This is a genomic window from Pseudomonas sp. IT-P260 (genome assembly GCF_949768395.1).
In the GTDB taxonomy this organism is placed as follows: domain Bacteria; phylum Pseudomonadota; class Gammaproteobacteria; order Pseudomonadales; family Pseudomonadaceae; genus Aquipseudomonas; species Aquipseudomonas parakoreensis.
This window is the reverse complement of record NZ_CATKPO010000044.1, coordinates 277,890-293,233: the sequence shown is the minus strand read 5'-3', so window position 1 is coordinate 293,233 and position 15,344 is coordinate 277,890. Positions and strand designations below refer to the sequence as shown.

General features: G+C 61.5%; 14 protein-coding genes. 3 read left to right on the top strand and 11 right to left on the bottom strand.

Annotation, left to right across the window (positions count from 1 at the left end; genetic code table 11):
* Positions 1 to 24: 24 nt before the first annotated feature.
* Positions 25 to 942, bottom strand: a complete 918-nt coding sequence (locus tag ACM6HV_RS27310) for a LysR substrate-binding domain-containing protein (protein WP_414905791.1) — start codon at positions 940 to 942, stop codon at positions 25 to 27.
* A 103-nt stretch (positions 943 to 1,045) separates the two neighbouring features.
* On the opposite strand from ACM6HV_RS27310, the gene ACM6HV_RS27305 reads away from it, so the two are divergent.
* From ACM6HV_RS27305 to ACM6HV_RS27295, 3 genes are all read left to right on the top strand, one after another.
* On the top strand, positions 1,046 to 2,788 hold the full coding sequence (locus tag ACM6HV_RS27305) for an amidohydrolase (protein WP_414905790.1): 1,743 nt from the start codon (positions 1,046 to 1,048) through the stop codon (positions 2,786 to 2,788).
* Between the two features lie 187 nt (positions 2,789 to 2,975).
* Complete coding sequence (locus tag ACM6HV_RS27300; RefSeq protein WP_414905789.1) at positions 2,976 to 3,713, top strand: TorF family putative porin; 738 nt, start codon at positions 2,976 to 2,978, stop codon at positions 3,711 to 3,713.
* Positions 3,714 to 3,931: 218 nt separating this feature from the next.
* Positions 3,932 to 5,590: a phosphoethanolamine transferase gene (locus tag ACM6HV_RS27295; protein ID WP_414905788.1), complete on the top strand. Its 1,659-nt coding sequence runs from the start codon at positions 3,932 to 3,934 to the stop codon at positions 5,588 to 5,590.
* A gap of 128 nt (positions 5,591 to 5,718) precedes the next feature.
* Here ACM6HV_RS27295 and ACM6HV_RS27290 read toward each other — a convergent pair whose 3' ends face one another.
* From ACM6HV_RS27290 to ACM6HV_RS27245, 10 genes are all read right to left on the bottom strand, one after another.
* The gene (locus ACM6HV_RS27290; protein ID WP_414905787.1) at positions 5,719 to 5,997 is read right to left on the bottom strand and encodes a DUF971 domain-containing protein; all 279 of its coding nucleotides are present in this window, start codon (positions 5,995 to 5,997) and stop codon (positions 5,719 to 5,721) included.
* The gene (locus ACM6HV_RS27285) at positions 5,994 to 6,956 is read right to left on the bottom strand and encodes a HEAT repeat domain-containing protein (RefSeq protein ID WP_414905786.1); all 963 of its coding nucleotides are present in this window, start codon (positions 6,954 to 6,956) and stop codon (positions 5,994 to 5,996) included. Before ACM6HV_RS27285 ends, ACM6HV_RS27290 begins: the two co-directional genes overlap by 4 nt.
* Entirely contained in the window at positions 6,953 to 7,801 is an 849-nt protein-coding gene (locus ACM6HV_RS27280; protein ID WP_414905785.1) for an ABC transporter ATP-binding protein, read from the bottom strand. The genes ACM6HV_RS27285 and ACM6HV_RS27280 overlap by 4 nt, the downstream gene beginning before the upstream one ends.
* Entirely contained in the window at positions 7,801 to 8,583 is a 783-nt protein-coding gene (locus tag ACM6HV_RS27275) for an ABC transporter permease (protein WP_414905784.1), read from the bottom strand. The genes ACM6HV_RS27280 and ACM6HV_RS27275 overlap by 1 nt, the downstream gene beginning before the upstream one ends.
* 133 nt (positions 8,584 to 8,716) lie before the next feature.
* Complete coding sequence (locus tag ACM6HV_RS27270; RefSeq protein ID WP_414905783.1) at positions 8,717 to 10,120, bottom strand: ABC transporter substrate-binding protein; 1,404 nt, start codon at positions 10,118 to 10,120, stop codon at positions 8,717 to 8,719.
* Positions 10,121 to 10,352: 232 nt separating this feature from the next.
* Positions 10,353 to 10,598 (bottom strand): ferredoxin family protein, encoded by a 246-nt coding sequence (locus tag ACM6HV_RS27265; RefSeq protein ID WP_041062341.1) that lies wholly within the window; start codon positions 10,596 to 10,598, stop codon positions 10,353 to 10,355.
* 25 nt (positions 10,599 to 10,623) lie between these two features.
* Positions 10,624 to 12,354, bottom strand: coding sequence for a fumarate reductase/succinate dehydrogenase flavoprotein subunit (locus ACM6HV_RS27260; RefSeq protein WP_414905782.1), 1,731 nt, complete (start codon positions 12,352 to 12,354; stop codon positions 10,624 to 10,626).
* Positions 12,351 to 13,103 carry a GntR family transcriptional regulator gene (locus ACM6HV_RS27255; protein WP_041062347.1) on the bottom strand — a complete coding sequence of 251 codons (753 nt, stop codon included), beginning with the start codon at positions 13,101 to 13,103 and terminating at the stop codon, positions 12,351 to 12,353. Before ACM6HV_RS27255 ends, ACM6HV_RS27260 begins: the two co-directional genes overlap by 4 nt.
* Before the next feature lie 186 nt (positions 13,104 to 13,289).
* On the bottom strand, positions 13,290 to 14,255 hold the full coding sequence (locus ACM6HV_RS27250) for a Gfo/Idh/MocA family protein (protein ID WP_414905781.1): 966 nt from the start codon (positions 14,253 to 14,255) through the stop codon (positions 13,290 to 13,292).
* A 25-nt stretch (positions 14,256 to 14,280) separates the two neighbouring features.
* The gene (locus tag ACM6HV_RS27245; protein ID WP_414905780.1) at positions 14,281 to 15,168 is read right to left on the bottom strand and encodes a Dyp-type peroxidase; all 888 of its coding nucleotides are present in this window, start codon (positions 15,166 to 15,168) and stop codon (positions 14,281 to 14,283) included.
* Positions 15,169 to 15,344 lie beyond the last annotated feature (176 nt).

Here is a 15,344-nt window from a genome sequence, read left to right as displayed (position 1 = left end):
CAGCTCCTACAGGGGAACGGGGCGTCAGTTGAGGCCACGTTCGGCGAGGAAGGCGGCAATGTAATCGATGAACGCCACGACCTTGGCCGTGGCCCGCCGATGGCTCGGGTACACCGCAAGAATGTGCGGGCCGAAGCTGTCCGGGTCGATTTCGTAGTCAGCCATGACCCGTACCAGACGCCCGTCGGCGATGTACGGCGCGGCGCTCCACAGCGGCGTGTGCAGCAAGCCGCGTCCGGCCAGGGCGCCGGCCAGCAGCAGGTCGTAATTGTCACTGCGCAACCGCGGCGCCGTCGGCTGTGGCAGGCTCAGCCGCTGGCCGTCGCGCTCGGCCCACCAGAATTCGCGACTGAGCAATGGGTGCTGATACAACAGCCATTCATGCTGTTCAAGGGTTTGCGGATTCACCGGCAAGCCCTTGCGCGCCAGATACTCCGGGCTGCCGCACAAGGCCAGTCGATTGCTGCCGACCACCCGCGCAATCAGCCCCGGCAAGTCGTCGTGGCCCTCGCGCAAGGCCAGGTCGTAGCCGCTTTCCAGCAGATTGACGAACGCGTCGCACAGGTCCACTTGCAGGCTGATCTGCGGGTATTGCTGCAAGAAGCCGTCGCACACCTGATCAAGAAACGCCCGCCCGTACGCAAGCGGTGCGGTGATTTTCAGGCTGCCGCGCAGACCGTGCTGCAACTGCTCGATCTCTTCGCCGGCCTCCTCCAGCCGCTGCAGCACCAGCCGTGCGGTTTCCAGGTACACGCGACCGATTTCGGTCAACAGGATCCGCCGCGTACTGCGCTCGAACAACCGCGCGCCGAGTTCCGCCTCCAGGTGATTGACCGCTTTGGTCAGGGCCGACGGGGTCTTGCCCAATTGCTCGGCCGCGCGGCTGAAACTGCCGAGTTGCGCGGTGACCACGAACATTTTCAGTGCACCCAGCTTGTCCATGCTTTTTCCATTCAGGCAAAAACGTTTTTCGTAAGGAAGGCGTTCTGTCGGCCAGAATCAGCCACTAATCTGGCCATCAGACGCAATAACAAGGAAATCTTCAATGAAAAGATTCATCCCGAGCCTGCTGGTGAGCGCTATAAGTTTTGCCTCGATGGAAGCCATGGCCGCCACCGATCTGGTACTGGTCAACGGCAAGATTTTCACCGCCGACCGTGCACAGCCGAAGGTTCAGGCGCTGGCCGTGGAGAACGGCAAAGTGCTGAAAGTCGGCACCAATGCGCAGATCAAGGCGCTGATCGAACCCGGCACGCAGGTGATTGATCTCGGCGGCAAGACGCTGATGCCAGGCTTGATCGACAGCCATTCCCACGCGATTTTCGGCGGTCTGGAAATGGTCTCGGCCAACATGGAGGACGAAGTCGTCGCCCTTGATGAATTGCAAAAGCGTCTGCGCGCCTGGCGTGATGACGGCAAGGCGAAACACGGCGACGTGCTGAGCATCGCCAGCATGAGTTCAGCGTACTGGGCGCAGGCCGAAGCGCTGGGCAAGACTTTCAACCAGGGTGAATGGGCCGACGTGCCGGTGGTGTTCACCGGCAGTGACCACCACACCGCGTGGGCCAACAACGTGATGCTCAAGCGCGCCGGCATCGACGCGGCATTGCTCAAAACCCTGCCCGCTGCGGAAAAAGACACGATCGGCACACTGGCGAACGGTGAACCCAACGGTTTTCTGGTCGATGCCGGCTGGGACCGGGTTGCCGCGAAAATGCCGGTGCCGAGCCCGGCCGACATGCTCACTGCGGCCAAATCCGCGGTGCGCTTCAACAACAGCCTCGGCATCACCGCGTGGATGGATCCGGCCGCCAACGCCGCACCGGGCGAGGCCGTGTTCGCGCTCAAACCCACCGAGAAAACCGTCGGCGTGCTGCCGGCCTACAAAGCACTGTCGGCAAGCGGCGACATGAGCGTGCACGTCGCAGCGTTGCTGGTCGCCAATCCGAAAAGCCTGCCCGCCGACCTCGACACGCTGGATAAGGTGCGCCAGCAGTTTCAGGGCATCCCCAACCTGACCCTGCCCGGGGTCAAGATCTTCGCTGACGGCGTGATCGAGTACCCGGCGCAGAGCGCGGCGATGATCGATCCGTACCGCAATTCGCACAAACAGGGCGAACTGTTGATCGATCCGCAGCATTTCGGCGAACTGGTCAGCGCCATCGACCAGCGCGGCTGGCTGGTGCACATCCACGCCATCGGCGACCGTGCGGTGCGTGAATCACTCAATGGCATCGAACGTGCGCGCAAGGATCGGCAGAGCGGCATCGCTCACTCGATCACGCACCTGCAGATGGTCAACCCGAAAGAGTTCGCCCGCTTCAAGCCGCTGAACGTGATCGCCTCGATGCAATTGCTGTGGGCCAGTGCCGATGACTACACCACCGACATGATCAAGCCCTACGTCAGTGCCCTCGCCTTCCGTTATCAATACCCGGCGCACTCACTGCTGAAACAGGGTGCGACGATTGCCGGTGCCAGCGACTGGCCGGTGTCGTCACCCAACCCGTTCAATGCCATGGCTCAGGCCATCACCCGCGTCGGCCCGCTGGGGGTGCTGAATGCCGACGAGCGTCTGGATCGCGAAACCATGTTCTACGCCTATACCGCCAACGCGGCGCGGACCATAGGCCTGGACAAACAGATCGGCTCACTGACGCCGGGCAAACAGGCTGATTTCATCGTGGTCGATCGCGACGTGTTCAGCGTCGACGAAAAGGCCCTGCATGACACCCAGGTGCTGCAGACCTGGTTTGGTGGGCGTCAGGTCTATACCGCCACCCCATAACAACACTGCTGCCCCCTGTGGGAGCGAGCCTGCTCGCGAAGGCGGCGTATCAGTCGCCATCAATGCTGAATGAACCACCGCTTTCGCGAGCAGGCTCGCTCCCACAGGGGCTGTGAGGGTGGCCGAGATTGCATTCCCTCCACAGTTTTCGTACTGCCCAAAAATAATCACAACACCGGGACTTCACATGAAAGCCTTGCCCTTGCTCGCCCTGAGTTCCTTGAGCCTGCTGCCCCTGAGCAGCCACGCGATTCCCTTGAACGACGATTTCGCCGTGCTGGTCGACCTGACGCTGGCCAGCGACTACCGCACTCGCGGCATCTCGCAAACCCAGAATGACCCGGCCGTGCAGGCCGGCCTGACCCTGGCCCACAGCAGCGGTTTATATGCAGGCGCCTGGAGCTCCAACGTCGATTTTGGCGGCGGCCTGAAAACCCGTCAGGAAGTCGATTACTACGCCGGCTGGCTGTGGCAGGCCACCGAGGATGTCAGCCTCGATCTGGGCTACATCAAGTACGCCTACCCCAAGGAAAGCCAGTTCAACCAGAGCGAGGTGTACGGCATTCTCGGCGTCTACGGGGTGAAGCTGGCGGCGTATTACTCCAGCGATGCACCGGGGATCGACAGCACGCAGAGCTCGCTCTACACCTATGTCGGTTATGAAACCGAGCTGCCGTTCGACTCTGGCTTGAAACTGCGTTACGGCACTATGGATTTCAAGGATCCGCATTTGTACTCGGCGTCCGGGCATGCCGAGGACAGCTATCGCGAATGGGAGATCAAACTGACGCACAACCTGGCCGGCGTGGCGTTGGGCCTGAGCTACATCGATACCGATCTGTCGCAGAGCCAGTGTCTGAGCAACTGGGGGTTCAAGGATGTGTGCACGGCGACGGTGGTCGCCAGCCTGAGCAAATCTTTCTGACACCCCGCCTTGTGTAGGAGCTGCCGAAGGCTCGGGCCGCGTTCGGACGATCTTTTGATTTTGATTTTAAAAAGCAAGATCAAAAGATCGCAGCCTTCGGCAGCTCCTACGGGGAACGGGGTTATTTGTTACAGGATGTTTACGAATTTTTTACTATTGTTCTTCTACAGTTACGCGCGTTTCCGCGCGTGATCTATTCGAGTAGAGGAATGTCTGTAATGGCTTTGGGCAAAGGACTGCGTTTACCGTCCATCACTTCCACCCGTCTGGTGCTGCTGTTTTCCCTGGCACTGGTGACGCTGTACAACCTGGCAACCTGGAAGGCGCTGGGGAATCTGATCACCTTGCAAGGCGCGCACAAACTGGCGTTTTTCGCCTCGTTCGGGCTGTTCCTGTGGGCCGCGATCACCCTGCTGCTGACCCTCGTTTCGTTTCGCTGGACGCTGAAACCGGCGCTGACCGTAGTCGCCCTGCTCTCGGCCTGCGCGGCGTATTTCATGAACGAATACGGGATCACCATCGACACGGTGATGATCCAGAACGTGTTCGAAACCAACCCGGCCGAGGCTGCGGCGCTGTTCAACGGCAAGCTGCTGGCCTACGTGCTGTTGCTCGGCGTGCTGCCAGCGGTGCTGATCTGGCGCTGGCCGGTGAGTTATCGACCGTTCTTTCGCGGCGTGCTCAACAAGCTGCTGGTGATCGCCGCGTGCGTGCTGGTGATCGCTGCCTCGGTGGGCGCTTTCTATTCGACCTACGCGCCAATCTTCCGTGAAGAAGACAAGCTCACCCACTTCATCAACCCGACCAACTACATCTACGCCATCAGCAAGTACACCAAGCAGCGTCTGGGTATCAAAAAGCACTTTGTGGTGCAGACCATCGGAGAAGACGCGGTGATGAGCGCCAAAGCCGCCAGCCGCGAGAAGAAGTCGCTGATGGTGTTCGTGGTCGGCGAAACCGCCCGCGCCGATCATTTTTCGCTGAATGGCTATGCGCGCGAGACCAATCCCGAGCTGAGCAAACTGGACATCCTCAACTTCACCCAGGTGCACTCCTGCGGCACGTCCACGGCGGTGTCGGTACCGTGCATGTTCTCGATGTTCCCCCGTGAGGACTACAGCGACAAGAAAGGCAAAACCTACGAAGGCCTGCTGGATATCCTGCAACGGGCCGGCGTGCAGGTGCTGTGGCTGGACAACAACAGCGACTGCAAGGGCACCTGCCTGCGCGTGCCGCACCGCGACATCGCGAAGAACCAGCCCGGAACGTTCTGCGACGGCAACAACTGCCTGGACGAAGCGCTGCTGGCCGACCTGCAAGGCTACATCGACAACCTCAAGGGCCACGCGATCATCGTCCTGCACGCCGACGGCAGCCACGGCCCGGAATACTACGAGCGCTACCCGAAAAGCATGGAGCGCTTCACCCCGATCTGTCACACCAACCAGTTGGGCAGTTGCAGCCGTGATGAACTGGTCAACGTATACGACAACACCATCCTCTACACCGACCACTTCCTCGCCAAGGTCATCGAGTTGCTCAAGCGCAATCAGGATTCGCTGGACACCTCGATGGTGTATGTCTCCGATCACGGCGAATCCCTGGGCGAAAACGGCCTGTACCTGCACGCGGCGCCGTATGCACTGGCACCCGAAGCGCAGACCCATGTGCCGATGGTGATGTGGTTTGGCAACAACACGCTGGCGCAACTGGGGATTGATCGCGATTGCCTGCAAGGCAAGACCGGGCAGCCGGACCTGAGCCATGACAACCTGTTCCATTCGGTGCTGGGCTTGTTCGAGGTGAAGACCGCGCTGTATCAGCCGGGGCTGGATGTGTTTCGCGGGTGCCGGCCAGCCATGACGGCCGGGCAATAACAACCCAGACACTGAACGCCCCTGTGGGAGCGAGCCTGCTCGCGAATGCGGTGTGCCAGTCGCCATCAATATTGACTGATCCACCGCTTTCGCGAGCAGGCTCGCTCCCACAGTTGATTGTGGTGAACCTAAGCATCGAGTTGTGCCAAATAGTCCCACGGGTAAATCCCGCGTTGATGGCCGTCACTGAACACCAGTTGCACGCCGTAGCCCTGCGGGTTGATCTCGATCAGGCGAACACGCTCATCGACCCGCGGCGTCAGACCTTTCAGACGAAACGCGCGGCACTGCGAGCACGGGCATTGGAGACGCAGTTCGGCGTGATTGAACAGCGATTCACGGCCGTCCGGCCAGCTCAGGCGCAGTGTCCGTTCGCTTTGCGAGTTGCCCACCGACAGCGGATTCATTGCAGCTGACTCAAGGCAATCCGCACCGCTTTGCGCACTTCCGGATCACCGTCATCCTGCGCCGCCTGCAACGCCGCCACCGCACCGCGATCATTCAACTCACCAAGGGCCAGTGCGGCTTCCTTGCGCAGGTTGCTGATGCGATGGCCGAGGGTTTCGATAAGGGCGTCCAGCGCTGCAGCGAAGCGCAAACGCCCGAGGCTGCGGGTGGCGCGCAGGCGCACTTGCCAGTAGTCATCGCCAAGGGCTGCGATCAATGCCGGCCCGGCGTCGCTGTGGCCGACTTTGCCCAGGGTTGTCGCCGCTTCTTCGCGCACTTGCCAGGCAGCGTCCTGCAGTGCCTGACGCAGGGCCGGCAGAACTTCGGCGCAGGAGGCCAATCCCAAAGCCCCGGTGGCGGCGCGGCGCACTTCGGTGTCCGGGTCGGCGCTGGCCAGTCGCGCCAATGCCGGCAGTGCGTCGAGCTGCTTGAGCCAGCCGAGCACGCCGACAGCTTCGCGGCGTACGTTGGCATCGGCATCATCAAGTGCCGCGACAGCAGCAGGCGCTGCAGCGGCGAAACGCAGTTCGCGCAAGGCGCGGAACGCGGCGATCCGCACACTGACCTCGGCATGCTCGGTCCACGGCAGAATCACCCGGCCTGCCGCCTCGCTCTTGAGCAGACTCAGACTTTGTGCGGCGGCGGCCTGCACGGCTGGAGACGAATCGGTCAGCGCCTGGCACAGCGCAGCCACCACCGGTTCGTCTTCCCACGCTTCCAGCAGCCGCGCGGCTTCGGCACGGACGTCTTCAGCCGGATCATCGGTCAGCCTTTCGACCAGCCACAGCAGGCCGTCCGGTTCTTCCAGATCTGCCAGCTCGATCAAGGCAATGCGCCGCACACCGGCATCGTCAGCGGTCAGACGCGGTTGCAGGGCGAGGATGTCGTCGTTGTCAGTCACAGCAAAAAATGAGGTCATAGGGCAAATCGCGGCAAGGGGTTTTCGGGCGGCAGGCCGAGCGGGTTGAGGCGCGGCAGCGGTCGGGAGTTGTCGTGGTGCAGCAGGTCGAGGCAATGGCGCTTGAGGCGGGAAAATTCGGCGCTGGTCACCAGCTCAGAGGTACGCGGACGCGGGAAGTCCAGGCGCAGGTCTTCGATGATTCGCCCCGGACGTGCGCTCATCACCAACAGTCGATCGGCGAGGAACAGCGCCTCATCGATGTCGTGAGTGACAAACACCACAGTGGTGCGAATCTGTGTCCAGATATCCAGCAGCAGCTCTTGCATGTTCAGGCGGGTCAAGGCATCCAGCGCGCCGAACGGCTCGTCCATCAGCAGCAGCCGTGGACGGTTGACCAGCACCCGGGCGATTTCCACCCGTTGCTGCATGCCGCCGGAGAGCTGATCGGGCCAGCGCTCGGCGAAGCCGTCGAGGCCCACCAGTTTGAGCATTTCATCGGCAACGCGATGGCGCTCGGTTTTGCCGATGCCGCGCATTTTCAGGCCGAAGGCAACGTTGTCACGCACGGTGCGCCACGGAAACAGCGTGTGATGCTGGAACACCATGCCGCGCTGCGGCGACGGGCCGGACACCTCGCAGCCATCGACTTTAAGGCCGCCAGAGTGGGCGTGCAGGTGCCCGGCCAGTGCACCGAGCAAGGTGGATTTGCCGCAACCGGACGGGCCGAGAATGCACACGAACTGGCCCGGTTCGATCTGGCAGTCCAGACCGTGCACGGCTTCAAAAGCGTGTTGGCCTTCGCCGAGCACGATCGACAACTGGCGAATATCGATTCGCCCTTCCGGGGTTTGCATCGAGCTCATCAGGCTTTTCCTCTCGGTCGGTGCCAAGGCGTGAACAGCCCGCCCAGGCGCTTGATCAGCAGACTGCTGCCCATGCCCAGCACACCGATCAGCAGCATGCCGACGACGATGTCGGCGTAGTTCTGGATGGTGTAGGACTCCCAGGTGTAGTAGCCGATACCGAACTGGCCGGAGATCATCTCCGCCGTCACCAGGCAGAACCACGAGGTGCCCATGCCGATCGCAAGGCCGGTGATGATGCTCGGTGCAGCGCCGGGCAAAACCACTTCAAGCAGGATCGCCTGGCGCCCTGCCCCGAGGCTTTTTGCCGAAGCGATCAACCGCCGGTCGACGCCTTCGACGCCGTGCACGGTGTTGAGCAGGATCGGGAACAGCGCGCCAGTGAAGGTGATGAACACCATCGACAGCTCCGATGACGGGAACATCAGGATCGCCAACGGAATCCACGCCACCGCCGGGATCGGGCGCAGCACTTCCAGCGGTGGCAGCAACAGGTCCTCGGCCCATTTCGAACGACCGATGGCCAGGCCCAGAGCGATGCCGATGAAAAGTGCCGCGAGGTAACCGGCGAATACCCGGCTGAGGCTGGCGCTCAGGTGTTGCAGCAGCTTGCCGGAATCGCCCAGGCCCAACGCCGCTTCGATCACCGCCAATGGGGTGGGCACGTTGGCGAAAGTGACCAGACCGAGATTCCAGTGGTGGCTGGCGGCGAGTTGCCAGAACAGCAGGCAGAGCAGCAACGACGCAGTTCTTGGAATCCAGCGTAAATAGGATCGGTACACAATTCTTCCTCTCAACCGAGATCCCCTGTAGGAGCTGCCGAAGGCTGCGATCTTTTGACTTTGATTTTAAAAAGCAAGATCAAAAGATCGCAGCCTTCGGCAGCTCCTACAGAGAGGCGCGGTGTTCTTCGGGTTAGCGGCTGGCTACGGCTTGGGTTGTGGCATCGGTAAAGTCGAAAACCTTGCCGCCCTGCGCCGCCGCATATTGCTGCGCCTGTCCCTTGAGCAGGAACGCACTCAGGCGGCCCTTGGCATCACTGGCAAACCACGCCTGATCGGCGAGTAATTTGATCCCGCTGTCACTGGCCTGGGCATACACGGCGCGGATGTTTTTGCCTTCCTGTTTCAATGCGGCCAGCGCAGTGAAAGCGGATTCGGCGGAGGCGTACTGGCGTACTTTGTCTTCGCCGCGCACCCAGATTTCGGCGACGTGGCTAAAGTCCGTGATGGCTTTGCCAGTCGCCGCATCCACGGCTTTCAACGGCGTCTGCGCGTAGTTGGCGAGTTGCGCGGTGTAGTCCAGGTTCGACGCCTTGAAGGCGGCGCGGATGTACTGATCGTCGATGAAGGTGTTGAGGTCGAGGCCGCGATCGGCTTTCTTCAGCAGCTTAAGGGTGTCAATCGCCGTCCCCACTGCCTGGCGGTATTCCGGCTTCCAGCTCAGGTCGCGGGTCTGCACGCCCAGCGGGCCGTGGAACAGGTAGTTGACCTCGGCATCGACGCCGGTGACCTTGGCGATCAGCTCGCTGTACTTCTCCGGCTCGGTGGCCAGCAACTGATTGGCCTCGATGCTTGCGCGCAGGTAGGCGACGACGATTTCCGGGTACTGTTTCGCATAGGCTTGATCGACCAGTGCGCCGTGAAAAGTCGGTGCGTTGGCCTGGGCGCCGTCGTAGATCTTGCGGGCGAAACCACGACTGGGGAACAGTTCGGCGAACGGCACGAAGTCGGCATGGGCGTCGATCTTGCCGGCCTGCAAAGCGGAGCCGGCGACTTCCGGTGGCTGGGCGATGATGTTCACGTCCTTGAGCGGGTCCCAACCCTGCTCCGCCACCGCGCGCAGCAACATGCCGTGGGCGGTCGACGCGAATGGCACGGAGATGGTCTTGCCCTTGAGTTCGCTCAGCGCCTGCACCCCGGACGCACTCGGCACCACGATGCCGTTGCCGCTGCCCTTGATGCTGCCCGACAGGACGCTGATGAACAGGCTGTGCTTGCCGGCGGTTTCGAACGCCACCCCGTTGAACGCCCCGGGGAAATCGGCCATGGCGCCGAAATCGAGTTTGCCGGCGACCATCTCGTTGGTCAGCGGCGCGCCGCTGGTGAAGTTTTTCCACTGCACGTCGTATTTCGCGTCTTTGTAGGCGCCGTCGTGCGGCAGGTATTTGTCGAGCAGACCGAGTTCACGAATCAACAGCCCGCCGGCGGCGCAGTTGATGGTGGTGTCCTGGGTACCGATGGCAATGCGGATGGTTTCGGCCGAGGCCGACAGAGTGAATGAAGCCAGTACCAGACCGGCGAGTGCTGCACGCAACATGGTGTGTTTCCCCTCGAATCGTTTATTGGATGTTCGTCTCCGCCGCGATCAGGGCGCGGTGGGAAACGAGGGGGTTTCGGTTTTTCCAGCGTCCGGGGTATGCCGGATGGCTTATGGTTTGCCACAAATCCCTGTGGGAGCGAGCCTGCTCGCGAAAGCGGTTTGTCAGGTGTCGATGTGCTGGCTGGATTACCGCATTCGCGAGCAGGCTCGCTCCCACAGTGGATCGGGGTCAGCGCAGGAGATAGGGGATTTCGACTTTCACCGCACCGGTCGGGCAGTCCTTTTCACAGGGCATGCAGTACCAGCATTCATCGAACGCCATGTAGGCCTTTTGCGTGGCCGGGTTGATCGCCAGCAGGTCCATCGGGCAGACGTCGACGCACACGGTGCAGCCCTTGTCGGCGATGCACTTGTCCTCGTCCACGGTGACCGGGGCATTGGAGCGGAAGAAGATTTCCTGGGCTTGATAGGCCATGGTTCGGACTCTCTCTGGTGATGCATCAAGCGGCAAAAGCGCCCACTCGCAAGCGGTCGTAAGCCTGCATGTCTTCGGCATCGAGCGCGATGATGTAAGGCTCGACGGGTTTCTTGAAACTGGTCATGCGCCCGTCGTCACCCTTTTTCAGGTGGCAGTGGCAGAACCATTCGCTGTCGTTGCGCTGCGGATGATCGACGCGGTAGTGGTACAGGCCCCAGCGACTCTCGGCGCGGAACAGCGAGGCGCGCGCGGCCATTTCGGCGCAGTCGCGGATCACGCTGGTTTCCATGGCGCGCATCAATTCGTGGGCGTTGTTGGCCTTCATCTGCTCAAGGTCGCGTTCGATGTCGCCGAAGCGCTGCAAGCCGATCTGCATCTTTTTGGTCACTTTCGGCGGTTGCAGGTAGTCGTTGACGAAGCGTCGCAGCTTGTACTCGACCTGCGCCGGAGGCAGACCGTGTTCACGATCCAGCGGCGCGTAGACCCGGGCTTTCTCTGCTTCGATCTGCGCGGCATCCAGCGTCGAGAATTCGCGCCCGGCAACAAAATCCGCCGCGTTCTGGCCGGCGAACCAGCCGTAAGTGAACGCGCCGAGCATGTAGTTATGCGGCACGGCGGCCATGTCACCGGCCGAGTACAAACCTTTGACCGAGGTCTCGGCGCGCTCGTTGACCCACACCCCGGACGCCGAATGACCGCTGCAAAAGCCGATCTCGGAGATGTGCATCTCGACCATCTGCGTGCGGTAATCGGTGCCGCGATTGGCGTGAAACTGGCCGCGACTCGGGCGTTCGTTGCTGTGCAGGATCTCTTCGATGTTCTGGATGGTTTCCTCGGCCAGGTGATCGAGTTTGAGGAACACCGGGCCGTTGCCGCTTTCCAGTTCCTGGTGGAACTCCCACATCATCTGCCCGCTCCAGTAGTCGCACTCGATGAAGCGTTCGCCCTTGTTGTTGGCGGTGTAGCCGCCGAGCGGGCCGGTGACGTAGGCGCAGGCCGGGCCGTTGTAGTCCTTGATCAACGGGTTGATCTGGAAGCATTCCAGGTTCGCCAGCTCGGCCCCGGCGTGATACGCCATCGCGTAGCCGTCGCCGGCATTGGTCGGATTTTCGTAGGTACCCATCAGGTAACCCGAGGACGGCAAACCCAAGCGACCGGCCGCGCCACAGGCGAGGATCACCGCTTTGGCCTTGATCACATGGAAGTCGGCGGTGCGGCAATCGAAGCCCATCACCCCGTTGACTGCGCCCTCCTCGTCGGTCAGCAAACGGGTGCAAACGAGGCGATTGGTGATGCTCACCCGCGCCCGTTTCAACTGGCGGTAAAGGACTTTTTTGATGTCGTGCCCTTCCGGCATCGGCAGCACGTAGGCGCCCATGTGGTGGACTTTTTTCACCGCGTAATCGCCGGTCTCGTCCTTCTCGAACTTCACGCCCCAGCGATCCAATTGCTCGATGGTTTCAAAGCTGTGAGTGGCGTACGCGTACACCGCGGCCTGATTGACGATGCCGTCATTGGCGATGGTGATTTCCTTGGTGTACTGCTCCGGCGTCGAGTGCCCGGGGATGATCGCGTTGTTCAGGCCGTCCATGCCCATGCTGATCGCACCGCTGCGTTTGACGTTGGCCTTGTCCACCAGCAACACGCGCAAATCACGGTTCTTTTCTTTGGCCTTGATCGCTGCCATCGGCCCGGCAGTGCCGCCGCCGATCACGACGATGTCGTATTCCTGTTCCAACGTGTTGCGCGTCATGCCTGCTCCCCTTTTTGCCGGTCGATCCGCAGGCGGTACTGGAAGGCATCGCCACGGTAGTAAAGGTGTTCGAAGTCCAGCGGCTGGCCGTCGGCGTCGTGGGTCAGGCGCTCAATGCGCATGATCGGCGAGCCGGCTTCGACGTTCAGCGCCTGGGTCAAATCGCTGTCGGCCAGTACCGCATCGATCGCCAGATCCGCGTGGCCGAGGGCAATGCCGCAGTCGTTTTCCAGAATCAGGAAGATGTCGCGCGTCACCAGATCCGCCTTCTCCAGGCGTTCGCCGATGGCTTTGGGCAGGTAGGTGATTTCCAGCGAGATCGGTTCGCGGTTGATCAGCCGAACGCGTTTGATCTGCGCCACGGTCTCGCCTTCGGCGACTTGCAGGCGCTCGGCCACGCGTTTGTCGGCAGGGATGAATTTGAAGCTGCGCAGGCGGTTGATCACCTCGTAACCGCGCCCGGTCATGGACTCGGCGAGGCCTTGCAGGCTGCTGACGTTCTGGAAGGTTTTCGGCTTGGCGACGAACGTGCCTTTACCGTGGATCTTGAAGATCAGCCCTTCTTTCTGCAGATCGCCCAGTGCCTGACGCACGGTGATGCGGCTGACTTTGAACAGCGCGCCGAGCTCGCTTTCGGAAGGCATTTGGCTGTCTTGCGGGTATTCGCCGTCAAGAATGCGGGCGCGCAGCACGTCGCGCAGTTGCGTGTGCAGCGGGACACTTGCCAGGGACAGTACGTTATCGGTCATCACGGAATCACTTGTTATAACGAGTTATGACGTGATCTTAGAGACGTTATGACAAGCTTGAGAAATATTGTTTGGGCATAACCTTAGACGCGCTGTTGAAAAGCAAAGATCGCAGCCTTCGGCAGCTCCTACAGTTTGAAAATGCGATCCCCTGTAGGAGCTGCCGAAGGCTGCGATCTTTTGACTTTAGCGTTTGAGGATCTGGTCCATCACCCAGTCGGTCTTGACGGCTTGCTCGGCGACGGCCGGATGCTGCGAATCCCCCCGAATATGCGCATTCATGCCCAGCACGTGGTGCCACTGAATGTGCTCGTGATGCGCGATCTCCAGGCTGATCTGCTCATCGGCGAATAGCTGCACCGGATGCTCGTCAAACACGGAGAACGCGATACGCCCCTGACTGCCGATTATTTCCACGCGGTCCTCGCGCCGATCCGCGACAAAACTCCAACAGCCCATGCCCAGCGCTCCGGAGGCGAAGCGCCAACTGGCGCTGACCGCGTCTTCCGCCGCATACAACCCGGCTTGCCGGGCGGTGAAACCGGCGACTTCGACGATATCGCCGAGCAGATACTGGAACAGGTCGAAACCATGGCTGGCCAGATCAGCAAAGTAACCGCCACCGGCCACGCTCGGGTCGGTGCGCCAATTGGCGCTGCCGTCCAGATCCGCCGCCGAGGGGGCTTTGGTCAGCGTCCAGCTCAGGTGTCGTACCTCACCGATGCGGCCCTGCGCCAGCCATTGCCGCACTTGAGCAAAACGCGGCAACGACCGGCGGTAGTAGGAAACGAAAAGGTGCAGACCGGCGTCGGCAAACGCCTGCTGCATCTCGCGGCTTTGCCCGGCGTTGAGCGCCATCGGTTTCTCGACGCAGCAATGCTTGCCGGCGGCAGCGACTTTGAGGCTGTAGGCGTGGTGGCTGTCGGGCGGCGTGGCGATGTACACCGCGTCCACCTCGGGGTCGTTGATCAGTGCGTCAACATCGGTGTAGACCCGGGCGATGCCATGGCGCGCGGCGTAATCGCTCACCGCTTCGAGGCGCCGGCCCATCACCGCCACCAGCGCCGAACCCGGGGCCTTGTAGAAGGCCGGCCCGCTCTTGCGTTCAGTGACGCTGCCGCAACCGATCATGCCCCAACGCACCACGTCCATGGTCAACTCCCTGTGTTTGAAACACTCAGCCGATGCGCAACGCGCGCAGATCGAGGTGGCCGTCCTTGATGGGCGGGCACCAGTAGTAGCCGCCGGTGATCGGCCGGCTGATGCGATACAGACCATCAGTGATGCCGTCTTCCAGACCGCTCATGCGCCGAAGTTGCGCCTCGAAGGCGTCCAGCGAGAACCCGAAGGCGAGGAACATCAGACCGGCCCGGTCACCTTCAATCCATGGCATTGAACGGCGCACGACGAAGGCTTCGGGGGCGAAGCTTTCCTGGGCGGTGCGTTTGACGTGGGCAGAGACTGGCGCATCGTCGATCTCTTCGTTGTCGCTCAGGCGACGGCCCATGATGTTGTCCTTGTCTTCGCCGGACAATTGATGAAAACCCTTGAGATCGTGCTGCCACTGCTGGATCGCGGCGAAGCTGCCGCCGACCAGACCTTCTGCGCCCTCGCCCAACAAGGCTGCAGCGATGGCGGCTTCGTCGTGCGGGTTTTCGGTGCCGTCTTCGTAGCCGGTCAGGTCATGGCCGTCCTTGTGGCGGAAGGCTTCCTGCCTGTCGACCAGGCGCAGCGCCGGGGCCAGTGCGGCCTCGACGGCGTTGCAGCGGTTGAGCAGTTCGCCACGGTCGTCACCGTGCAGCCAGACCCACAGCGCGTGCTGGGTCGAGGGGTTTTCCACGCCGACGCCGGTCATGGCCGGGAAGCTGCGCAGACCATCAATGCGTACGTTCAGCGCCTTGGTCAGGGATTCACCGAAACCGACCACCGCCGACTTGCCGTCCACCAGGCTCAGCAGGTTGTCGATCGCCTGCGGCAGTGCTTCAACCGACGCCAGGGCGAAAAACAGGTGACGCGCTTGTGCAGGAACGGGGGTGGCGAGAATGCCCGGCTGGTAGTAACTCATGTGAACTCCTTGGGAAAGTGCGCGGGAGTTTACCTGTAGCCGGAGGGTTTGTGTGGGTTTGGAGAATGCTAAAAACCCCTCACCCTAACCCTCTCCCAGAGGGAGAGGGAACTGAACGGGGGAAGCTGTAGAGATATGCCGACTTGAAAATGATGTACCGAATCCATAATCGACAA